General features: G+C 34.6%; 19 protein-coding genes. All 19 read left to right on the top strand.

The genetic code is table 11. The features are described 5' to 3' along the window. The 19 genes from X926_RS09420 to X926_RS09325 all read left to right on the top strand — a co-directional run bounded on the left by X926_RS09420 (window position 1) and on the right by X926_RS09325 (window position 22,703). Window positions 1–657 (top strand): thiamine diphosphokinase, encoded by a 657-nt coding sequence (locus X926_RS09420; RefSeq protein ID WP_103065912.1) that lies wholly within the window; start codon window positions 1–3, stop codon window positions 655–657. Window positions 658–672: 15 nt separating this feature from the next. Next, the gene (locus X926_RS09415) at window positions 673–1,149 is read left to right on the top strand and encodes a metallophosphoesterase (protein ID WP_103065911.1); all 477 of its coding nucleotides are present in this window, start codon (window positions 673–675) and stop codon (window positions 1,147–1,149) included. An 18-nt stretch (window positions 1,150–1,167) separates the two neighbouring features. Beyond that, on the top strand, window positions 1,168–1,758 hold the full coding sequence (gene yihA, locus X926_RS09410) for a ribosome biogenesis GTP-binding protein YihA/YsxC (protein WP_103065910.1): 591 nt from the start codon (window positions 1,168–1,170) through the stop codon (window positions 1,756–1,758). Window positions 1,759–2,141: 383 nt separating this feature from the next. Continuing rightward, on the top strand, window positions 2,142–3,929 hold the full coding sequence (locus X926_RS09400) for an ATPase (protein WP_012209163.1): 1,788 nt from the start codon (window positions 2,142–2,144) through the stop codon (window positions 3,927–3,929). Continuing rightward, entirely contained in the window at window positions 3,922–4,686 is a 765-nt protein-coding gene (locus X926_RS09395) for a Sir2 family NAD-dependent protein deacetylase (protein ID WP_103065908.1), read from the top strand. Before X926_RS09400 ends, X926_RS09395 begins: the two co-directional genes overlap by 8 nt. A gap of 242 nt (window positions 4,687–4,928) precedes the next feature. Further along, window positions 4,929–6,233: an asparagine--tRNA ligase gene (gene asnS, locus X926_RS09390; RefSeq protein ID WP_103065937.1), complete on the top strand. Its 1,305-nt coding sequence runs from the start codon at window positions 4,929–4,931 to the stop codon at window positions 6,231–6,233. Between the two features lie 20 nt (window positions 6,234–6,253). After that, window positions 6,254–7,309: a Holliday junction branch migration DNA helicase RuvB gene (gene ruvB / locus X926_RS09385; RefSeq protein ID WP_012209160.1), complete on the top strand. Its 1,056-nt coding sequence runs from the start codon at window positions 6,254–6,256 to the stop codon at window positions 7,307–7,309. Beyond that, window positions 7,302–7,991: a YggS family pyridoxal phosphate-dependent enzyme gene (locus tag X926_RS09380; RefSeq protein WP_103065907.1), complete on the top strand. Its 690-nt coding sequence runs from the start codon at window positions 7,302–7,304 to the stop codon at window positions 7,989–7,991. Before ruvB ends, X926_RS09380 begins: the two co-directional genes overlap by 8 nt. 29 nt (window positions 7,992–8,020) lie before the next feature. Continuing rightward, on the top strand, window positions 8,021–8,323 hold the full coding sequence (locus X926_RS09375; protein ID WP_012209158.1) for a YggT family protein: 303 nt from the start codon (window positions 8,021–8,023) through the stop codon (window positions 8,321–8,323). A 5-nt stretch (window positions 8,324–8,328) separates the two neighbouring features. Beyond that, on the top strand, window positions 8,329–9,153 hold the full coding sequence (locus tag X926_RS09370) for an NAD(+)/NADH kinase (RefSeq protein ID WP_103065906.1): 825 nt from the start codon (window positions 8,329–8,331) through the stop codon (window positions 9,151–9,153). Window positions 9,154–9,171: 18 nt separating this feature from the next. Continuing rightward, window positions 9,172–9,930 (top strand): PhoU domain-containing protein, encoded by a 759-nt coding sequence (locus X926_RS09365; RefSeq protein ID WP_103065905.1) that lies wholly within the window; start codon window positions 9,172–9,174, stop codon window positions 9,928–9,930. Then, window positions 9,927–13,388: an LptF/LptG family permease gene (locus tag X926_RS09360; protein ID WP_103065904.1), complete on the top strand. Its 3,462-nt coding sequence runs from the start codon at window positions 9,927–9,929 to the stop codon at window positions 13,386–13,388. Before X926_RS09365 ends, X926_RS09360 begins: the two co-directional genes overlap by 4 nt. Before the next feature lie 12 nt (window positions 13,389–13,400). Next, the gene (locus tag X926_RS09355) at window positions 13,401–14,081 is read left to right on the top strand and encodes a uracil-DNA glycosylase (RefSeq protein WP_103065903.1); all 681 of its coding nucleotides are present in this window, start codon (window positions 13,401–13,403) and stop codon (window positions 14,079–14,081) included. Continuing rightward, window positions 14,078–17,602: a chromosome segregation protein SMC gene (smc, locus tag X926_RS09350; RefSeq protein ID WP_103065902.1), complete on the top strand. Its 3,525-nt coding sequence runs from the start codon at window positions 14,078–14,080 to the stop codon at window positions 17,600–17,602. The genes X926_RS09355 and smc overlap by 4 nt, the downstream gene beginning before the upstream one ends. Further along, the gene (locus X926_RS09345) at window positions 17,599–18,171 is read left to right on the top strand and encodes a methylated-DNA--[protein]-cysteine S-methyltransferase (protein ID WP_103065901.1); all 573 of its coding nucleotides are present in this window, start codon (window positions 17,599–17,601) and stop codon (window positions 18,169–18,171) included. The genes smc and X926_RS09345 overlap by 4 nt, the downstream gene beginning before the upstream one ends. A gap of 119 nt (window positions 18,172–18,290) precedes the next feature. Next, window positions 18,291–19,601 (top strand): nicotinate phosphoribosyltransferase, encoded by a 1,311-nt coding sequence (locus tag X926_RS09340; protein WP_103065900.1) that lies wholly within the window; start codon window positions 18,291–18,293, stop codon window positions 19,599–19,601. A 12-nt stretch (window positions 19,602–19,613) separates the two neighbouring features. Beyond that, window positions 19,614–20,237, top strand: a complete 624-nt coding sequence (locus X926_RS09335; RefSeq protein WP_103065899.1) for a hypothetical protein — start codon at window positions 19,614–19,616, stop codon at window positions 20,235–20,237. A gap of 15 nt (window positions 20,238–20,252) precedes the next feature. Continuing rightward, a complete protein-coding gene (locus tag X926_RS09330) occupies window positions 20,253–21,194 on the top strand; it encodes an enolase C-terminal domain-like protein (protein WP_103065898.1) in 942 nt (313 codons plus the stop codon). A 138-nt stretch (window positions 21,195–21,332) separates the two neighbouring features. Continuing rightward, window positions 21,333–22,703, top strand: coding sequence for an ATP-binding protein (locus X926_RS09325; protein ID WP_103065897.1), 1,371 nt, complete (start codon window positions 21,333–21,335; stop codon window positions 22,701–22,703). Window positions 22,704–23,053 lie beyond the last annotated feature (350 nt).

Genomic DNA, 23,053 nt, shown 5'->3' with positions numbered 1-23,053 from the left:
TTGGGAGGCGATCAAATTATAATCTATATAATATCTGGAGCAGAACAAAGAAGCTCTTTGGAATTTTACGAGAAAATGATACAAAAGGCATCCTTGACAATCGCCTGTGATGCTGGAATCAAAATCTTCAAAAAGTTAAACTTACCACCTAACTATTTAATAGGAGATTTTGATTCTGCTTCTATTGAAGACCTTCAGTGGGCTGAAGATAACAACACAGAAATATTGAAATATCCAAAAGAAAAAGATGAAATCGACACGGAATTGGCTTTAATATTTCTGAAAGAAAATCACTATAAAAACGTTATATTATCAGGGGTTTTGGGTAATCGCATCGATCAAGAAATGGCAAGTGTATTTCTCCTAGCCGAATACATAGATCTAAATCCCGTTATCCTAGAAGAAGACGTAAAAATTGGTATAGTAAATAAAAAAGTGGAAGAAGAAGCCCGGATCGGTGAAAGTTGGTCCATTTTAAGAATAGGAGAACCCGTTAGGGGGCTTACTCTTAAAGGGTTCAAATATCCATTAAATAAAAAAGATATCTTTGATTTCAAATCCCTAGGAATCAGCAACGAAGCTAAAGAAAACAAAATAGAAATATCCGTTGAAAGTGGCATGGTCGTTTATATCAGATGGATCGACAAAAAATGGTAAGCAGGAGGCGATCTAATGTGGTTAGTATTATCAGATTCTCACGACAACATGGATAAACTTAAAAAGATCCCAGATATAATCCAAAGGTACAATGTCGATACCATTTTCCATTGTGGAGACTTTGTAGCACCTTTTACTTTACCATATCTAATCTATGACGATATCGATTTTTATGGTGTCTTCGGTAACAACGACGGAGAAAAGTTACTACTTTATGAAAGATCAAATAAAAAGATAAAAAACGGACCCATTACCATAGAAAAAGATGGTAAAAAAATATTTCTGATGCATGAACCATATTCCTTAGAAGCCGCTGAAAATTCAGGGATTTATGATTATGTATTTTTTGGTCATACCCATGAAATAGTAAATAGGAAAACCGGTAAAACCGTTGTACTAAACCCAGGAGAATTTTCTGGATGGCTAACTGGGAAGGCAACTTATGGTATAATAGATCCTAATGAAGCAAAAGTTGAAATCAAAGAACTGTAGAGGAGGACCATCGACATTTTGAAAGTATACAAAGCTCAATTAATAAAAACCGTCTACAAAATTGAAGATCTCCCACCACCAGATAAAAAAGAAATCGCCTTTGCAGGGAGGTCCAATGTTGGAAAGTCAAGCTTTTTGAATGCCATTTTAGGCATTAAAATAGCAAAAGTAAGTTCTACTCCAGGAAAAACCAGATCCATCAATTATTACTTGGTGAATGATAAATATTACTTTGTTGATTTACCGGGATACGGTTTTGCAAGTGTTTCAAAACAGGAAAAAGAAAGATGGAACGTACTGATGAACGAGTACTTTAAAACCAGATTTTCTTTGAGTGCCGTTTCTTTGCTTATCGATCATAGACATATGCCTCAAAAATTGGATTATGCTATGGTAGAATGGCTCAAAGATCTAGGAACACCTTTTTTGTTTATCTTAACAAAATCTGATAAATTAACGAAATCTGAAAAAGCTAAACTTTTTGAAGATATCAAAAGAAGTTTTTCAACTTATGGTGAATATATATATATGCCTTTTTCCTCAAAAACAAAAGAAGGGTTAAAAGAGGTTTTGAAAACCATCGGTGGAATATTAGGCGAAGTTGACTAATCTCAATAAGTTTGCAGAGCAAAGGGGTACTAAAAGTAAGATTTAGAAGTTATTCTTATAATAAACGTTTCAAAATTAAGATATTGATTTTAAAGGGGTCACAGGGCGGAGCCTTGTTTGCTGTACTATGCAAACTATGTTTTTAAATGATTTTTTGCTGATTTATGCAAAGAAGCTTTTGTTTCCAGAGCTGTGCAAAAAAGATCTTTTTAAAAAGAGATTTTTGTTTTTGGGGAGTTTGAGGGGAGTACCCCTCAATGTCCGGGTTTACCCCTTAACGTCCTGGGTTAGGGATCGTTGGTCCCTCCTTAAGAAGGGTGGGAAGCGGGGAAAGGGGCGCTAAAATAAAACTTCTAAAGACCGTTAAAAGGGAGGGTTAAAAAATGAGTTATGAAAGAACGGTGCTGATACCCGGGGAGGTATCTTATAGTAACATATCTCAAATACTAAACTCAAGTTATCTACTAGAAATAATTTCAGAATTAATCGAGGATGCCGAAGAGACACGCAATACGTTGTATCCTTTTTTTCAATTATTTCTAGTAGATGAAACCAAACAAAAAGTTCATGAAAGGTACGATTTAGAACAAATCCGACAACTACTCTTAGCATTATCTTTAAACAGCTTAGACCATTTGGATGAATCCTCTTACTTTAGTTTCCCAAAATTATCTTCATACAGAGAAACGTTGGCTCTCTTTGTTGAAGATACTTTCAATCTATGGCGTTCAAAACACAGATTCATGAAAAAAGCGGATCCATTTAGTCACAACTCAAGAACGAGAATTCACAAACAAATATCCTTAGTTAAAAACAACTCTGATTTAAAAAGCTTAGTCTTGGGAGTATATAGACAAATCCTTGTTAATATATCAGCCAGAAGGGTAAAAGTGCTCAGGCAACTTCCCAGTGGAGCTCAAGCTGGATTTATAGTTGATCGACCTAGAACAAAACCAGAAGCTCAAATAGCCGCCGCTGATTTTTTATACAACATGGAATATGTTTGGAGCGTAGTATTGGAACCACCTGTTATCTTTTATACATACTCAAATAAAAGAAGAGGGGTATTCAAAGTTGTCGATCGCCCTATATTAAACAAAATTAATATTGAAAATCCACAGGATTGGCTGGTGTTCCCTATATACGTTAACGACAAATTGATATTCGTTGTTGTTTACAAGGAATACTTTGCGATGGCAGCAGGTTTGGCAAATTTGTACGAGTTTGCAGATTTTGAAAGTTTAGAAAACAGAAGACCTGATGGCATATACATTTTCGGTATGAATAAAAGTTTTTTTGAGGATGAAGACGATTACAATGGTATCATCTATAAAGAAGATGATGGAACTTACGTAGGGCTTGTCGGAGATGATCCTTCTATAGACTACTTTGGTTATATGAAGAAAATGGTATTGACGATTCACAACTTAATAGTAATAGACGAAGATAGACTACCAATTCACGGGGCTTTAGCTGAAATAAAGTTAAGGGATGGAAAAAGTTTCAACGTAATGATAATGGGAGATAGTGGAGCGGGAAAATCTGAAACATTGGATGCCTTAAATAGAATAAGAAAACAAGTATCCGAAGTAAATATATTGATAGATGATATGGGATCATTAGATATTTTAGAAGATGGAACCGTGGTTGCGTATGGGACAGAAACTGGTGCTTTTGTTAGACTAGATGACTTACAACCAGGTTATGCCTACTCCGCTATGGATAGAAGTATCTTTTTGAATCCAAACATAACCAACGCCAGAGTTATAGTACCATACTCCAATTACGAAGATATCATAAGACCTACTAAAATTGATTATTTCTTTTACGCCAACAACTATGAAAAAATAGACGACAACAAACCACCAATCGAATTTTTTAATGACGTAGATAAGGCGTTAGATATATTCTCCAAAGGTGCAAGAATGGCAAAAGGTACTACTTCAGAGAAAGGTCTAACCTATAGTTACTTTGCCAATCCCTTTGGTGCAATCCAAAGAAGAGAAAAACACGAAAAAATTGCTAGAAAATACATGGAAACTCTAATGAAAAGTAACGTCAAAGTCGGGACACTTCGGACACAACTTGGTGTAGAAGGCTATGAAGACCAAGGCCCATTAATAGCCGCCCAAGAACTTTTGAAGTTTTTAAAAGGAGAAAAAGATGTCTGAAGTTGCAAAAAAATTTGCCGAATTAATTTATAATTCAAATTCCATTGCGGTCTTAAGTGGTGCGGGGATGTCTACTAACGCAGGTATCCCCGATTTCAGAGGCCCTAACGGTATCTACACGAAGGCAAATATAGAAAATCCTGAGAGAATTTTCGATTTAGATTATTTCTATCTGGATCCTTCTTTGTTCTATAAGTTTCACAAAAAATTTTTGGAGTACATAACGAAAGCAGAACCAACCTTTACTCACAAATTTTTAGTTCAACTTGAAAAGGAAGGAAAATTAAAAGGGATAGTAACTCAAAACATAGACTCTTTACACCAAAAAGCCAGCTCAAAAAAAGTCTATGAAATCCATGGAGGATGCTGGAAAAATTACTGCACAAAATGTAATAGAGAATATTCTCAAGAAGAAATATTAGAAAAGGTCAACAACGAAACAGTACCAAGGTGTGATAACTGTGGTGGAGTAATAAAACCAGACATAGTATTCTTTGAAGAACCCGTAAAATACTTAACTGAATCGGAAGTTTTGATGAAAAATTCGGAACTTGTCTTGGTTTTAGGATCTTCTCTTGCGGTTATACCAGCAGCAATGTTGCCATCCTTAACTAAAGGCAAGATAATAGTTGTGAACAAAGGAGAAATATCAGAAATGTATCTCCCGCCACAAAAAGTAGCTCTCATTGTTAACGAAGAACTGGATACCTTTTTTATGCAAGTTGCCAAAGAGTATGAAACACTCAAAGAAGGTTGATCGGGGCGAAGCCACATTCATCCTAATGGAGGGTAGTGGAGTTTACCCTTTTCATCCTTATGGGTGGGGAGCGGGGTGAAAGGGCGCTAAAACAGAAGATTAAGGGGCAAAGCCCTTTTGCAGCCTTGTGCAAAAAAATATTTTAAGTTTGCTGCAGTATGCAAACTATGTTTTTAAATGATTTTGAACTTGAATTTGGGGTTTTTAAGGGGGGGACCCCCTTAACGTCCGGAGGTGGTAGTATGATTCCAAATTGGGTATATATAAAAGACTTCAAAAAACACATCAATGAAACAGTAGAATTTCGAGGATGGGTATGGAATAAAAGAAGCAGCGGTAAAATTGCTTTCTTACAGTTAAGGGATGGAACTGGTTTCATTCAAGGAATAGCTGAAAAAAAGGATTTTGATGATGAAACCTTTGAAAACATAAGAAAAATAAAAATGGAAAGCAGCATAATTTTGCAAGGAACCATAAAAAAAGACGAAAGATCTCCCGAAAACGTTGAATTACACATAACTTCTTTCAAAAAAATACAAGAACCCATTGAAGACTATCCCATTTCTAAAAAAGAGCATGGCATAGACTTTTTAATGGAAAATAGGCATTTATGGATCAGATCGAGAAGACAGTTTCATATCTTAAATATTAGAAATGAAATTTTAAAGGCAATTAGAGATTTTTATAATCAAAACGATTTTACCTTGATCGACACTCCCATATTTACTGGTTCTATAGGGGAATCTGCTGGTAACACATTCAAATTAGACTATTTCGATTATGGAGAGGTATATCTAGCACAAACAGGTCAACTTTACTTAGAAGCTGCGGCGATGTCCTTTGGAAAGGTGTACAATCTAGGCCCTACATTCAGATCCGAAAAATCAAAAACAAGAAGACATCTAATCGAATTTTGGATGAATGAAGCCGAAGTAGCTTTTTATAAACATGAAGACAACATCAAATTACAAGAAAGCTTGGTTTCTTTCATAATCAAAAGGGTATTAGAAAATGCTTCTGATGATCTAAAAGAAATTGGTAGGGATACAAATAAACTACAAAAAATTCAACCACCTTTCGAAAGAATGACTTACACGCAAGCAATTGATTTTCTTAAGAAAAAAGGGTTTGAAGTAGAATGGGGAGAAGATTTCGGCGCGGATGAAGAAAGTGTACTGGCTTCTCAATTTGAAAAACCACTCTTTGTGGAAAAGTATCCTAGGAAAGTTAAGGCTTTCTATATGCAACCTGATGAAAACAACCCTGATGTTGTACTCTGTGACGACTTACTTGCCCCCGAAGGTTATGGAGAAATAATAGGGGCTTCCGAAAGAATATGGGAAGAATCAGTCCTAATAGACAGATTAAAAGAATTCAATCTTCCTTTAGATCAATACCAATGGTACATAGATTTAAGAAAGTTTGGTAGCGTTCCACACAGTGGTTTCGGTTTAGGCGTTGAAAGAACGGTTGCTTGGATATGTGGTTTAGAACACATTAGGGAAGCTATTCCTTTTGCAAGAACACTTTACAGAGTTTATCCATAAGATCCTAAGGAGTTTTTAAAATGATCGAAAAAGAAAATACAAACCCAAAGAGGTTACTGGATCCCTCTTTTATTGGTGAGGATACAGGATCAAAGAAATTAAGACCAAATTACTTGAATGAATTTATAGGCCAGGACAACATAAAAAAAAAGTTAAAGGTCGCGATAGAAGCTGCTAAAATAAGAAAAGAAGCGATGGATCATGTAGTTTTAGCAGGTCCTCCTGGTTTAGGTAAAACAACCCTAGCTTATGTAATTTCAAATGAGCTAGGTGCTAATTTGCAAATTACAAGCGGTCCTGTAATCGAAAAAGCAGGAGACCTCGCTGCCATCTTAACCAACTTAGAAAATGGCGACGTACTATTCATAGACGAGATCCACAGGCTGAATAGAACCGTGGAAGAAATCTTATACTCAGCTATGGAGGATTTTCAACTTGACATTGTTATTGGGAAAGGTCCTTCTGCTCGTTCTATTAGGATTGACTTACAACCTTTCACCTTGGTAGGAGCCACTACCCGATTAGGCCTTATAGCCCCACCACTGAGAAGTAGGTTTGGCATAATTTTGGAAGTCGATTTCTACTCTCCAAAAGACCTCAACTTAATCATAAAAAGGAGTGCAGACATACTCAATATAAAAATAAAAGAAGATGCATCTCTCATTCTAGCTCAAAGATCTCGGGGAACCCCCAGGATCGCCAACAGACTCTTGAGAAGAGTTAGGGATTTTGTCCAAGTTTCTGGAAAAAACATCATAGAAGCTGAAGATGTGGACAACACAATGAAATTATTAGAAATGGATGAAGATGGCTTAGATAAAATGGATCGAAAAATTCTTAAAACAATAATAGAAAACTATGAAGGTGGGCCGGTGGGTATAAATGCCTTAGCTTCATCGATTGGGATAGAACCCGATTCAATCAGTGAGGTCTATGAACCATTTCTACTACAAGCAGGTTTCATTATCAGGACCCCTCGAGGTAGGGTGGCAACTGAAAAAGCCTACCAAAAACTAAATTACACCTATAAAACTTCCAATCACAATATCAGTTTATGGGGGGAGCTTAATGAATAATTTTCTAATAGAAAATTATCACACCTTGTTAAATGAGATCCAACAAGTTACAGAAAAATCAGGTAGAGATCTGAATTCTATAAAATTAGTTGCTGTTTCAAAGAATTTTCCAAGTGATAACATAAAAACATTATACGAAGAAGGTCATAGAGATTTTGGAGAAAATAAGGCTCAGGAATTAAGAGAAAAATATGAAGATCTCAAAAACCTTGACATTGTATGGCATTTCATAGGCAGGATACAAACCAACAAAATAAAATACATCGTTCCTATCGCAGAATACATACATTCAGTTTGGAGAATGAAAGAAATAGAGGAAATTCAAAAAAAAGCTGAAGAAATAAATAAAACACAAAAAGTACTTTTAGAAATCAATATATCTGGTGAAAACTCCAAAGCCGGACTCATTCCAAACGAAGTAGAGGCATTTTTGCAAGATGCAACATCTTTTAAAAATATAAAAATAATCGGTTTAATGACAATGGCTCCTTACACTGAGAAAGTTGACGTTATAAGAAACGTCTTTCGAAGCTTACGAGAACTCAGAGACAACCTAAATAAAAAATACCCTTCGATAAAGGAACTATCTATGGGAATGACTAACGATTACAAAATAGCCATAGAAGAAGGTGCCACTCTTTTAAGAATAGGGACAAGAATCTTTGGCAACCGTTATCTTTAGATGAACGGGGAAGGTACGAGGAGGAAAAAATGTTTGTAATAGCAAATCTTTTAATAGCATTAGCAAGTATATTAAGAATAGCAATAGTATTTTTTGAATTTTGTATAATTGTATCCGCTTTATTAAGTTTCATCATGCCCTTCCAATACAACAGACTTCGAGGTTTTATTGATTCAGTTGCCAATATAATTTTGAATCCAATAAGAAGATTTATACCCACAGTTATAGGCAACATAGATCTATCTCCAATGATTGCCTTTTTGATATTGATGTTTTTAGATAGATTTTTGGTACAATCTCTATTGGAGTTAGGTTATAGGATTGGAGTGTAATTTTTATGAAGATCTTTATCTTTTACAATCCACTTAAGCTTTCTAACGATGACCTTGAAGAAAACATATTAAAACCTTTTAATGAAAGCAATATAGAGGTTCTTGGTTACGCTGCGGCAGGTTCAACCGTAGAGGAAAAACAAGCCCAAGCAGCCGATTTTTTCGTGATTTTTGGGGGCGATGGGACGGTATTGAAAATAGCTGAAATTGCCGCAATATTTTCAAAACCGGTAATAGCAGTTAATACTGGGAATTTAGGGTTTTTGAGTTCTTATTCCAGTTCTGAGATAAAAGAATTGATCGAAGATATACAAAAAGAAAACATTTCTTTTTCATTTCGACATCTTTTAGAATGTCATGTAGGCACCAAAAAAGTCGTTGTTTTAAACGATATCGTCTTATTGAAAAGCCAACCATTAGGTACTATGAACGTTGATGTAAAAATTGAGGAACACACTTTATTCTCATTCGCTGGAGACGGATTAATTGTATCAACGCCGACAGGATCCACTGCGTATGCCTTATCTGCTGGAGGTCCCATAATTCACCCCGAATTGAATGTTGTTCAGCTCATCCCATTAGCCGCCCATGCCCTCAACATTAGGCCTTTCATAGCTCCTCCAACGCAAAGGATAGAGATCATTTTGAAAAACATGAGCAAAGGCTTTGTATATGTAACCGGGGATGGAGATATCATTCATAGGATGGAACCAGGGATGTCAATATTTGTGACTTCCAGTGAGATGACGATAAAACTTGCCCAAAGAAATGGCAACAATTATCTCAACGCGTTGGATAAAAAATTAGGGTTTGGCAGAAGGTTTGAATAATTTTAGGAGGCATATAATTTGTTCAAAAAAGAGAATGTCAGCCAAATCAACAGCATCAGTTTAAATCGATTGACACGATATTTGAATAATGTTTTGAGAATGGGTAGAATAGTTCAAGAAATGTACTATAAATTTGGGGATGCTTATCTCGAAAGAAACGATAAATTAGCAAAAGAAATAATAAATCAAGACGACAGATTAGATTTCATCGAAGCAAGCCTAAATTATGAAAGCGTTATCTTATTGTCCTCTGGTAATTACACAGGCATTTACTTAAAAGCTTGTTTCATGAGCTCAAAATTAGTCCAAATATTTGAAAACATGGGAGACATATGCGAAAAAAATGCCAAATTGATAATTGAAATACTCAAAACCCCTTCTACTGTAAACGCTACAAATTTTGAGGACAGTTTGGAATTAATCAAAGAGAACCTTTCACTTGTTTTATCCTCACTATCAGATTTGATCAATATCAAAGCCGCCAAATTGATGACAGATCAGGTAAAAGAAAGTTTTTTTGAAAAAGCCAAGAAAAGTTGTATTCTCAACGAAGAAGTGAAAGGACTGATCGAAGCCTACAAATCGTACTTGTACAAGTCCAAAGAATCTATTAAATCCGCTTCTCTTCATATAGAAGTCTTAAACAATTTAGCAAACTTTTCAGATTTTATCACAAACATCTCTGAAAATATCATTTGGGCGTTGACAGGGGAACTGTACAAATGTAGAAATAACGATTTAGAACTCTTCTATTTCTTGGGAGAAGAGAACCCATGAAGAAGCTCTTCAAATACGTTTCAAAAGAATTCATACCGCCATTTTTTATGGGCTTAATTGCTTTTATAGTCTTTGTGAGCTTGGAGTTACTTTACCAACTATCTGAAATAATCGTTAGAAACAATGTGGGATTTTCAAAACTACTGATATTGATTTGGTATCACCTACCATATTTTATCTCTATGGGCATTCCTGTGGGAGTGCTTTTTGGTATATTTTGGGTTATTTCAAAACTCTCCTCTGCAAACGAAATAATTGCTCTACAAACGTTGGGAATACCGATGAAGAAATTAATCATACCTTTCATGACGATTTCTCTCTTGTTATCTTTTTTCACATTTGCACTCTTCAACACCATCGTACCCGTATCAAACTACAAGGCAAAAGAAGCTATGGCATTGTACGTCTATCAAAGGCCTCAAGCACAGATCGAAGAAAACCAATTTGTGGATGTTGGTGATGGAAGATACCTCTTTGTAAAACAGATAGATAGAGAAAGTGGAATTTTATACGACGTGCTCTTATACGAGGTTAAAAATGATTACACCGCTGTTTTTAACGCTCAACAAGCTCAAAAAGGTCCTGACGGTTGGTACATGAAAAACGGAAGGATGTTCAGAACCAACGAAGATGGATTTCTCGACTTAGACATAACTTTTGATCAATTGCAACTCGATATTCAAGAAGATGTCGAAGAATTTCTGAACTTCTCTAAAAGTGCTAATGAAATGACCTCAAAGGAACTAAAAGAAAAAATAACTACTTTTTCCAAACTTGGTTTGGATGTCTCCGGTCTAATAGTTTCTTACCAGTCAAAATTTGCTAACTCGTTGGCTCCCTTAGTAATTTGTATTTTAGGAATTGCCTTGTCCCTGTTTTTAAATTTAACAAGTAAATCTTGGAGTGTAATTACGACTTTTGTGCTGGTAATAATTTATCAAGGTTCTGGCGCTTGGTTGTCTGCTTTGGGAAAAGAGCATATAATAAATCCAACGATATCCGTTTGGATCCCCAACATAATATTTGGTATTATTGGTACTTTTCTATTCTTAATGCTGGATACAAGAGTATCTTACAAACTTCTCGAGCCTTTGAAAAGAATTTTCTCTGTAATATTGTTTATTCTTGTTGGTTCTTCCTTTTTTTCTGCACCTGTAAATATAACGAGTGAAGATTTTTATTTGAAAGATGATCTGTTATTTTTAGAAGGTAACGTCTATGTAGAGTATGAAGGTTCCACGATAAAAGCCGATTCAGCTCAAGGTGAATTAAACGAAGATGGAACGATTAAAGCAGCGACTTTCTTTGGAGATATAACTTATCTATATGAAGATATCTCTATACAAGCCTCAGAGATAACCGTAAACTTCGAGGAAGATTCCGCAGTCTTTGTAAATTCATATACCATACAAAAGTATAAGGCAGAGAAAGAAATAGATGTCCGCATATGGTCTGAAAGCATGGAAAAGCCGATGCAAGAAAATATAATAGAAACAAACCAGACGAAATTAACAACATGCGAGGACTGTATAACTTATTACTTCTCAGCCAGGAAAGTCGACATATTTCCAGGATATTTTTTAATAGCCAGAGATGTGGTACTTAGTTTTTTCGGGGTCCCCGTTCTATACCTACCTTTCTATTTTCAAAGTTTATCAGAAGATGAAGAAGAACCCATGTCTCTCACGTTTGGATACGATAACAACGAATTTTCCCTACTAACAGAAATTAATTATAAGTTTGAAAACGGATCGAAAGTCCACTTATCTTACAACACGGCCAACGATCTAATCACACAAGAAACAGATCAAGAAGTGACACTAAAATACGGTGTCCCTTTTCTATATGGAAGCTTGTATCTATCTACAGGTCTGAATTCTCCAGATACCAACGATAACAACTTAGGAGTTTCTTACCAATTTTTCGAAGATAACGAAGTCAGTGAAATTGCAAAATTGGAGTTAAAAGTTCAACCAGCAACAAAAGAAAAATCCCTGTCGTTAAATATCCCAAAATTGGAAACGAATTTGGGAGACCTTAAAAACATACATTCACACATTTATTGGGATTCTAAGGGATTTGATGATATTCTATTTTTAAACGTTGAATCTCAAGCCTTTCAAAAGAAATATGGCAGATCTTTGATCTCTTTATCAAAGCTCAAGCTCAACTCTCATTCATATGGGGACATATCCAACCTTTCTATGGATCAGATATGGGATACGAAAGAAAGTGAAATAGATATTGAAGGAAAGTACAACTTCTATGAAACATTTGCCAGAATGTACGGCGATTTTGATTACGCTTACACCACCGTCGCAACAGAAACCACCAAAAATCGATTAGAAACTAAAAATACTTTCTCTTACAAAGATACCCTTTATGAGATTGATAGAAATAATTTTGATTTAAAATTCAACATGGAGGATTCAATTCACTTCAACTATAACAACGATTTTATACCGGGTGAAGATTACTCTTCTGGAAAATCGCTCTTTGATTACTCTTTAGAACCGGGGTTAGAAATTGATTTAGGTGTTTTCGAATTTGGTAACTCATTAGAATACGTAAAGGTCTTAGAAAACTCCCTCACTCCCTCTGCCACAGACGAATTGAATTACAACGATTACGTAGGGTATTCTTTCTCTCTTTTTGAAAAAAATTTTACAAACTCTGCAAAGTTAAACAGAAGTTTTGATCTGAGAAACGCTGAAAATTCCCCAGATTTGCAAGAAATGGAACTTCAAACTCAAACCAACATAAATCTATTCAACACTAAAAATACCTTACAAACACAGACCAAGTTTGATACTACTGATCCCAATACGATCCAGCCGGATACAACAAACATCAAACTAACCAACGTCATTGGCCCTTTAACCCATAGAAGTGAGTTTGATTATGGCCATCAAGAAGAGATTAAGGTAGATTATATTGAAAACAGAGAAATTTTGAGGTACAATAGAAATCGGCTACAATTGGATTATAGGTATTATATTCATGAACAAACATTCACCAAAAAGATCCCAGAGGTTTTAACGTATTTTCTTTTTTATTATGAAGGTAACAAAATTTACGGGGATTTTGACATGAAGGAAGAGTACACTGTCTACGACTTAGACCTAAATTTCTTGGAAAAAAGTTCAAATTACTCTTTTGGAATAGATACAACCTACCGCATTTCAGAGTCTCTTGAAACGGGCTTCGACATAAACAACAGGGATAAAAGTGAATTTGCAAAAATTACCTTTGATTATGACATAGAGGATCAAAGCTGGGATTTCACAGAGTTTGAAATACAGAAAAAAATTGTGTGCTGGACGTTGAACGTACAGACTAAATTTTCCTTACTACCCCAGTTTGATTTAGCCTCGTTCAGAATATCTTTTTTTATCAATTATATACCCGATAAAAATATCTCATATGGTGATGATGGGTTTGAATTTGGATTAATGTGAGGAGGAATATTAATGTTCCTATACGGCAACGAGGAAAAACAAAAGAATATCGAAATGATCGCCAAAAGGATAGAGGTATGTGAAAAGTGTCCCTTGAATCTTACAAGAACTAATACTGTGCCAGGTTCCGGAAACGTTGATTCACCAATAATGTTTGTAGGTGAAGGTCCTGGTGCAGATGAAGACGCTTTGGGAGAGCCTTTCGTTGGAAGAGCGGGACAACTTTTAGAAAAGATGCTCAAAGAGTATGCAAAATTGGAAAGAAACGATGTCTTCATCACAAACATAGTTAAATGTCGTCCTCCTCAAAATAGGGTTCCCACACAAGAAGAGGTTAAAAGTTGTCAATCCTATCTTGATGGGCAAATAATTGTTATCAAACCAAAAATAATCGTAACCCTTGGCAATACACCTTTGAATTACTTTACTGGTGAATCTAAGATAACTCAATCGCGTGGACGTTTCTTCAACTGGTATGGAGACATTAAAATCTTCCCAACTTTTCATCCAAGTTACCTCTTAAGAAACCAAAGTTCTACTAAAGGATCTCCAAAATGGTACGCGTACCTGGATATGAGGATAATCGGGATCATGTACAGAGCATTAAAACAAGGCAAGGATGTTGAAGAGGTTACTAAAACAGTTGAAGAAAAGATTAAAAGCCTTGAAAATGCTGGAGGGAGTCAAACTTGAAACTCTTATCCCTAGAGATAGAGGGTTTTAAAAGTTTTGGCAGAAGAACATATTTTAATTTGGATAAAAATATTATCGCGATAATCGGTCCAAACGGATCGGGGAAATCAAACATTGTAGACGCGATTAGATGGTTATTAGGAGAGCAATCTCAAAAACAGATGAGAATATCAGAAAAAAACGATGTATTGCACATAGGAAGCAATGGAAGTGACTCTTCCAACTATGCAAAAGTTTCGCTAGTAGTACAAAACGACAACAATGAAAAAATTAAAATCTCAAAAATATTGGAGAAAGACGAATCCAACAAGTACTATGTAAACAACAAAGTCGGCACCCTTAAAGAAGTGCAAAATGTATTCAACAAAGGAACCGGGAAAAGCTTTTACTCGATTATTGGACAAGGCCAAATTGGTGAAATAGTTAACTCCTCGCCTGAAAATATTAGAGATATCGTGTTGGATGCTTCAAACATAGCCACGTACTTAGAAAAAAAAGAAATATCGATCAATCTATTGAATAAGACAACTGAAAATTTAGACAGAATCAACGATTTACTATTCGTTGTAGATAAAAGATTAAAATCTTTATCCATTAGGGCTGGTAGGGCAAAAAAATACCTTGAATATCGTAATGAAATCAAAAGAATAGGAAAGATGTACTTTGGTGCTTCTAAAATATCTTTCCTAAAAAAGATAGAAACATATCAAAAGGAGATACAAGAAAATTCTCAAAGAATGAAATCTCTGCTATCAGAGCTTTTTGAAGTAGAAAGAAGCTATAGAAATTTAAAAAGCGAAATAGAAGATACTGACAAACAACTATCCATCAACGGAGACATGGTAGAAAACTACAGGCAAAGGGTTCAAACGATAGAAAATGAAAAAAACCATTTAACAGAAGAACTGAATGAGAACAACTCTTCAATAATAAGCAAAGAGTGGGAATTAAACTCTTTAGAAGAAAAAATGAACAAGCTTGAACAACAGTTAAAAGAACTCTCTAAAAACGAAAGAGATTTTAGAGAAATAGAAGAAAAAACCCAAAACAAAACAAACCTTATAAACGAAAAAAAGAATAGTATTATACAGGAAATAGAAAAACAAGAAGAATCGCTCAAAACCTTAGAATCCGAATTATCAAAGGCATCTCAAGAAAAAGAAAGGAAAGAAACAGAACTAAAAAACCTCCAAACAACATACAGCAGTAACCAAGAAAGAATTAACTTACTAAAAGATCAAATAAATACCTTGAAAACAAAATTAGAAAACAATTTACAAAAAATGAAAGAAATAGAAGAACTACTCTCTCATACAAAAGGCACTGAAATTCAATTAGAACAAAGATTAAAAAAGAAATTCGACGAGTTAAAACACACGGAAAACTCTTACAATACCCTTTTATCAGAAATTGACTCTCTTCAACAAAATGAAAAGAATCTATTTTACACATATCAATCTTTAACCAGGCAGATCAACGAATACGAAGGATTCTCAATAACGATAAAAGAATTTTTCAAAGTCTTCAAAGATGACGATAATGTCGTGGATGTCGTTGCCAATTTAATTAACACAGAAGAAAAATATGAAGAAGCGGTTTCGACAATAGCCAGTTCAAGAATACAAAACATAGTAATAAAAAATTCGTCAAAGGCAAAAGAGTATTTGGATCTTGTGAAAAAAGGCAATAATGGAAAAATTACCCTTCTTCCACTTGATCTATTAAGGACTGAAGTTCGATTACCAAAAAACTTCTTAAAAGAACCCGGCACCATAGATTTTGTAATCAATTTAGTAAACTACACTCAAGAATATCGAAAGGTTATGGAGTACGTTTTCTCTAACTCACTGTTAGTCGATAATATCGAAACAGCTATAAAAATATCGAAAATGAAGTATCCTGGAAATATTGTCACTCTCAGCGGCGAGTTAGTCTACTCTTCTGGTGCCATAACCGGAGGAAAATCTAAATACGATCATTCTTCTACGGTTCTTAAAAGAAAAAGAGAGATCTCTGAAATAGAAGAAGATCTTAACAAAATCAGAAAAGACCTTGCAAACAAACAAACCCTATACAACAAAGTAAAAGAAAAACTTAATCTTCAAAAAGAAGAATTAGAATCAACAAAAGACGAGTTAAGGCAAGCAACAGTAACAAAAAACGCACATGACCTTGACTACAAAAAAATAAAGGAAGAAATTAAAAATCTGCAAGAAAGTATAACTTTCTACAACGAAAGATTAGCAAACTATGAAGAAAAAACCAAAACCCTTGATCAAGAGATACAATCATTAAAAATGGAAATCGAAAATAACCATCAAAATACTACTCAAACGACTAAGAAAATGCAACAAATCGAAGAAACCATCAAAGAAAAAAGAACCTTACTCAATCAAGTAGAAAAAGAGCTTATAGGTCAAGAAATGGAGTTAAAGAGCATAAAAGAAAAGTACGAATACTACAAAAATCAAAAGTCAGCAATTGAAAATGAATTAAAAGAAATAAAAATTAAACAGCAAAAAACAAAAGAATCCTTTGATAGCTTAAAAGAAAAGAACGATAAAATAAACCAAGCCATAAACGAACTCAATAAAGAAAAAGACTCTCTCAACAACGAAATTTCAAAATTATTTGAACTGATGAAACAAAGTAGGACAGGCAAATACGACAAGGCCAAAGACTTGGAAAATTATGAAAATCGTATAGACAAGTTAAAAACTGAAATAAATACAATAAAACAAAAAAATCAAGAGATTGAATTTGAAATAAAAGAAGCCAACCACAACATACAATTCCTAAACGAAAAAGCCCAAAACTTAGAAATTAACGAAGAAGAGTTCGAGCTAAAAGAATTACCCGAAAAAGACATCCAGGCACTTGGGAACAAACAAAAAGAATTGGAAAGTTCATTAAAAAAGCTAGGTTCGGTTGATTTAACTGTTTTAGACGAATACGAAGAAGTAGAAAAAGAATACCAAGAAAATCTAAAAAACAAAGAAGACATAATGAAATCCATAAATTCTCTTAAACAAAGTATAAAAAATCTAGACGAAGAAGCTCAACGACAATTCAACACATTTTTTAACAATCTGAACAAAGAATTCTCATTCTTCATCTCAAAACTTTTTCCAAATGGATACGGTGAACTCAGGTTAATTGGTGAGGGCAAAGAGTTTGAAAAAGGGATCCAAATATCTGTAAAAAAATCTGGGATGAACTTTCAAAAGCTCTCTCTCTTTTCAGGAGGAGAAAAAGCTCTCATAGCTATAGCTTTTCTCTTCTCACTCATGAATCTAAACCCGAGTCCTTTTTATATACTAGATGAAATCGATGCCCCTTTGGATGACCTAAACGCTGCCAAAATATCAGACTTAATATTAGAGAACTCTAAAAAGTCTCAATTTTTGATAATAACCCACAATAAAATAGTGATGGAAATTGCCGAGCTTTTTTACGGAATAACCATGAGGGAAGGAACTACGTACATAGTTCCCGTTGATTTCAAGGAGTTGGAAAGATGAAAGCCGTAATAGGAACTCCTATCGGTAGTGTGATAATCTATGTCAAAAATGACAAAATAACTAAGATAAGGCTAACCTTTCAAAAAGAAGGGTGGGCTGCAAGACAAAAGAATAAAGATTTTCCTTCCTTAGAAGGGTGGTCCGCCAGACAAAAGAATAAAGATTTTCCTTCCTTAGACGGGTGGGCTGCGGGGCGAAGGGGCGCTAATAAAAATGAGAATTATTACAACTCGAAAACAAAGAAACATTTTGATATAATATATGCATATCTATATGGAGATCTCCAAAAAATCCCAAAAGAAATATTCGACTTCCCCGGTGAAACAGCTTTTGCAAAAAGGGTTTATGAAACTCTGTATAACACAAAAAAGGGAAGTGTAATTACCTACAAAGAATTGGCATCAAAGGCAGGAAATCCAAAAGCGTACAGAACTGTAGGAAATTTGATGAAGAAAAACCCTTTACCCATAATTATCCCGTGCCACAGGGTAATAAAAAGTGATGGCAGTATAGGAAAATTCAGTCCAACTATCAAGTGGAAAAAATATCTACTTGATTTAGAAAGATGAGAAATGGGTGAAGGGTAAAGCTCCTTTTCCTTATGGGCGGGCTGCGGGGCGAAGGGGCGCTAACACAAAGTTTTAGAATATATAAAAACGGCTAAAAAATTTATCAGAAGGTGGAAAAAATGGATTTAAACGATACTAATAAAAGATTACATCCAAAACTCTTTAAAGTACCCATCGACAAAATAAGAATGGGCTATTACACCGACAAATATTTCACAAGGTATGTAGAAGTCCTAAAAAAAGACAAAAGAAAAGTAAATGTAACCTATCAATTCTTCCCAAGGGCAGACTGTGTAGTAGTTGGACTAGACGAAGCGCTAGCTCTTTTAACTTACGGAACAGGTTACTACAAAGATGAAGAAAAGGCAAAAGAGATCTTTGATGAAATTTTAACCATAGAAAGAGCAATACAAGACGCCTCTACACGAATGGACAAAGAAGAACTTCTAAATTGCACAAATAAAAAATGGGACCTAAGAATGTTATTAAACAGTTTATGGGTAGATAAATGGGACGAAATAGAAGTATTAGCTTTAAACGATGGAGACGAAGCGAAGAGTATGGAACCTGTTTTCGTAATCGAGGGTAATCCTGTTTATTTTGGGTATTTGGAAACGCTTCTTTTAGGGGTAATGGCAAGGGCTTCTAGTACGGCTACCGCTGTAAAGAAAGTTGTCAATGCTGCCAAAGGAAAACCGATTTTATTTTTCAGTGCAAGATTCGACCATTTTTGGGTTCAAACAACCGACGGTTATGCAGCTTTGAAAGCTGGAGCCTTTGGGGTATCTACCGATGCAAACGCTGATTATTGGGGGGTTGAATCTCTAGGAACAATACCTCATGCCTTAATTGCCGCTTACAATGGTAACACCTCAGACGCAGCTATAGCTTTCAACAAATACATAGATGGTCACGTAAATAGAATGGTGTTAGTAGACTGGGACAACGACGTTATCGGAACGACCATCAAAGTAGCAAAAGACTTTTACGAACACATATACGGTGAAAAACCCAATATTGACAGGGGAGACTTGTCTAAGATAATTGGTGAAGGAAAAGACAAAATTTGGGCAGTTAGATTCGACACATCCGGATCCTTAAGGGACAAATCCGTTATTCCAAAAGACAAATCATCTTTAGGAGTTAACCCGGAGATGGTCTGGCGGGCGAGGAGAAAATTCGATGAACTAGGAATGAACAATTTAAAAATAATGGTCTCAGGGGGATTCAACCAAGAAAAAATTGATTTATTTGAAACCCTTGAAGTTCCCGTAGATCTCTACGGTGTTGGATCATCGTTACTGAAACAAAAAGTTGACTTCACAGCCGATATAGTAGAAGTCGATGGTAGGCCTTGTGCGAAAGTAGGAAGAAAAAAAGGAGACTTCTCAAGATTAAAAGTCGTCGAAAAAAATTATTGGGAATACTAATGGAGGTATACTATGTTTTCAATGACACTCTTTCTAAGTCATTTTGTATCTGATTTTGCCTTTACCAACGTTTATTCTGATAAATTCTTGGACAAATCCAGTTATTATAAACATCTAATCTGGGTCTTATTGGTCTTTTTGGCTTTCAATTTTGATATGTTAACAGGATGGATGCTTTTAATAGTTTCACTTTCTGTCCTTCTTCACATAGGTATAGACTTATTAAGAATACAAAACAAAAACACCAACATTTACTTCGAAATCATATTTTTAGGGGCTTTTTTTCTTTGGTCATACCTATTCAGAAACTTTTTTCAAGATTCTTTCTTATCTAACGTCTTTCAATTCTATATTGTAGGAATGATTGTCACAACCAGTTTTGGAAGCTTCTTATTCAGAACTTTCAACTTATTCGAAAAAGAAAGAAAAGACACAATCGGTGCATCGGAAAGGTTAGCGATATTCATTTTTATAATGGCTCAAAACTATCTTTGGTCTATTATAGCACTAGGTGCTGGGTTGGCATACAAACTTATCTTTGTAAAAGAAAAGAATATAAAAGAGCTAATCTTATCGCCAACCTATGCAATATTAGTTTCCTTATTTTGGTTTTTACTCATGGAAAATATATACTAAGAAGGCTGAAAATTCATGAAAGAAAGAAAAAGAGACGTATATTACTGGCAAGAAAGAACAATCTTAAAAAATTTAAATATGGAATGGCAAGAGCATGCGATATTTAAATTCATAGACAAACAAGGAATTCAGGGGGTTGGGGCAGCCACCCCCAATTACTATTTTGGCGAAACATTTAAAACTACTATGGCGATATTGGAATTGATTAGAGACCTATTTGAAATGGAAGATGATATTGAAAATATCCCCAATATCGAAGAAAAATTCAATGAAAAGATAAAAAGAGACAACTCTTCAAAAACCGCTGTTTTTTTAGCCATTTTTGACTACCTAACAAACAAATACAATTACGACCCTATAAACTTACTCTTCCCCACTAAAAAAGGTATCTCACAAGAATCTCTCTTTAGGATTTTTTGGAAAAAAGACACCAATATCTTTGATTTACTTCCTGAAATTCAAAAAGATGAAGAAATTATAAAGATAGAGTTCTTAGAAAAACCGTTGCTCTCAGAGTTTGAAAAAATATTGAAACTCTTCAAAAATAAAAAACTATGGATCGACCTGAGAGGATTATTTCCCCAACATGAAATCAGATTCATTCTAAAACTTCTAAAAAGCTCGGAAATAATGGCTTTAGAGCAGCCAACACCAAAGTATAAAGAAAATACTTTAAGCAACCTACAAATAAACTACCCAATATTTTGGGATGAATCCATCGAACAACCTGAGGATATAATCAGAGTATCAAATATTGCTTCAGGGGTCGTCTTAGACATCACCAAAGTTGGTGGATTAACCAACTTAAAAAAACACTATGACTTAGCCAATACCCTCAACTTGGAGACAGTCATCTCCACAAGAATAGAACACCCCATAAACCTAAACTGGTCCAACAAAATAAAAAAAGCATTCGATATAATAGATTTGAATATAGATCATTATATTGTGATATAATATACTGACGAGTAATATACTGATCAGTAATATACTCACCGGTATATTACGGATCAGTATATAAAGGTGGTATGTCATGAACTTTTATGATAGAGAAAAAATTAGATGGGTGGGGAGCGGGGCGAAGGGGCGCTATAAATGAATTTTTATGATAGAGACAAAGAATTAGAAGCTCTTACCAAAATCCTAAACTCTGAAGAAAAAAGATTCACCGTTTTATACGGAAGAAGAAGAATAGGCAAGACTTCTCTCATTAAAAAAGCCTATGAAAATCGTGACAATTTTTTATATTTTTTTGTTGAAGTAAAAAGAGAAGAGGCACTGTTAAAAGAGCTGAGTCTCCTTGTTTCAAAGGCAATTTATACAAATTGGTACGACCTTTTTACAGATCTTTTCGAAAGATTTGATCATATAATTTTTGATGAATTTCAAAATTTCTTTTTGGTAAATAGCGATATACTTTATTCTTTGCAACATGCTTGGGATGAAACAAAATACAACACAAAGCTTACGGTTTTGGGTTCATACACAGGACTCATCAAAAAAATATTTATGGAAGAAAAAATGCCATTATTTGGAAGAGTAAATAACTTTATTAATCTCAAAAAGTTCAACTTAAAAAGCGGACTAGAGATGTTATTCGACTTTGGTTACGATACTGAAGAAGCTTTAGAAATCTATAGCCTTGTAGGTGGTGTTCCCAAATATTTGTGGGGTTTTAAAAACAAAGATAATTTAAAAAACAAGATATACGACTTATTCATCGCCGATTTTTCACCTTTCAAAGAAGAGTCTAAAAACATTTTAATTTTAGAATTTGGTTCTGAACATAGATCCTATTTTTCAATATTGGAAGCAATCGGGGGAGGCAACAAAACTCTCAAGGAGATAGAAGACATTTCAAAAATCCCTTCTACTTCCCTCTCAAAATATTTAAACGAACTAGTGAATAATTATGAGATTTTAAAAAAAGAAAACAGCATATTAGATAGAAAAAGAAGAAACGCAAGGTATTCTATAAACGATGAATTTTTTGACTTTTACTTTAACCTCTTGGGTAGATACCTTTCAGAAATAGAATTCAATCCTAAAAGCGCATTAGAAAAAATATACCAACAACTGCCCACTCATATTGGCCATCAGTTTGAAAATATCTGCATACAATTTTTAAAAGAAAAACCCAATTATCCCGGTTTTCTCATTAATAATATAGGAAAAAGCTGGGGAAAGGTCCCTTATTCAAAAAACTTATCGTATGATATAGACATAGTAGCATATAACGACGACAACATCCTCTTTGGTGAATGCAAGTGGACTAATAAAAAGATGGGAATAAAAGATTTGGAGACACTGAAACTGAGAAGTAACTATGTAAACTTTGGAAACAAGCAAACAAAATACATCCTCTTTTCCAAATCTGGTTTTACACCAGAGTTACTCAAATTTCAAACTGACGACTTGTTTCTTCTAACTCCTGATAAAATGGTATCTGAATTATTTAAGGATTAATTGATCTTATGATACATTTGTTTAGTATTATAAATTTATCTTCTCGTCAACACTTCTCATAATGTTTTTAGCGCCCTTTCGCCAGGTAACTCACTCAAAAGATTAAGAGATGTATTCAAAAGATATAAACTATTAATCAAAATTTCAAATAAAACCTTGATATTTCAAAAAAAGATAGTATACTAATTATTAGTATGCTAATAGTTAGTGAGTTAATTATTAGCATACTAATAGAAGATAGACGCAGTCTTTGAAACTACAGATCTTTTCCTTAAATGGGTGGGGAGCGGGGGTAGGGCGCTGGTAAAAACTCTTTTCCTCACGGGTGGGGAGCGGGGTGAAAGGGCGCT

Origin of the sequence: Petrotoga sp. HWHPT.55.6.3 (assembly GCF_002895495.1) — a bacterium.
In the GTDB taxonomy this organism is placed as follows: Bacteria; Thermotogota; Thermotogae; order Petrotogales; family Petrotogaceae; genus Petrotoga; species Petrotoga mobilis.
Note: the sequence above shows the minus strand (reverse complement) of the source record. Positions and strands in the feature narration are given on the sequence as shown.

Bases quoted from the DNA above. Each gene is read 5' to 3' on its own strand.
- X926_RS09380 (WP_103065907.1), top strand. From the start codon at position 7,302: ATGAATAATTTTCTAATAGAAAATTATCACACCTTGTTAAATGAGATC.
- ruvB (WP_012209160.1), top strand. From the start codon at position 6,254: ATGATCGAAAAAGAAAATACAAACCCAAAGAGGTTACTGGATCCCTCT.
- X926_RS09345 (WP_103065901.1), top strand. From the start codon at position 17,599: ATGAAAGCCGTAATAGGAACTCCTATCGGTAGTGTGATAATCTATGTC.
- X926_RS09375 (WP_012209158.1), top strand. From the start codon at position 8,021: ATGTTTGTAATAGCAAATCTTTTAATAGCATTAGCAAGTATATTAAGA.
- X926_RS09370 (WP_103065906.1), top strand. From the start codon at position 8,329: ATGAAGATCTTTATCTTTTACAATCCACTTAAGCTTTCTAACGATGAC.
- asnS (WP_103065937.1), top strand. From the start codon at position 4,929: ATGATTCCAAATTGGGTATATATAAAAGACTTCAAAAAACACATCAAT.
- X926_RS09335 (WP_103065899.1), top strand. From the start codon at position 19,614: ATGTTTTCAATGACACTCTTTCTAAGTCATTTTGTATCTGATTTTGCC.
- X926_RS09325 (WP_103065897.1), top strand. From the start codon at position 21,333: ATGAATTTTTATGATAGAGACAAAGAATTAGAAGCTCTTACCAAAATC.
- X926_RS09395 (WP_103065908.1), top strand. From the start codon at position 3,922: ATGTCTGAAGTTGCAAAAAAATTTGCCGAATTAATTTATAATTCAAAT.
- X926_RS09340 (WP_103065900.1), top strand. From the start codon at position 18,291: ATGGATTTAAACGATACTAATAAAAGATTACATCCAAAACTCTTTAAA.
- X926_RS09400 (WP_012209163.1), top strand. From the start codon at position 2,142: ATGAGTTATGAAAGAACGGTGCTGATACCCGGGGAGGTATCTTATAGT.
- X926_RS09415 (WP_103065911.1), top strand. From the start codon at position 673: ATGTGGTTAGTATTATCAGATTCTCACGACAACATGGATAAACTTAAA.
- X926_RS09330 (WP_103065898.1), top strand. From the start codon at position 20,253: ATGAAAGAAAGAAAAAGAGACGTATATTACTGGCAAGAAAGAACAATC.
- X926_RS09355 (WP_103065903.1), top strand. From the start codon at position 13,401: ATGTTCCTATACGGCAACGAGGAAAAACAAAAGAATATCGAAATGATC.
- X926_RS09360 (WP_103065904.1), top strand. From the start codon at position 9,927: ATGAAGAAGCTCTTCAAATACGTTTCAAAAGAATTCATACCGCCATTT.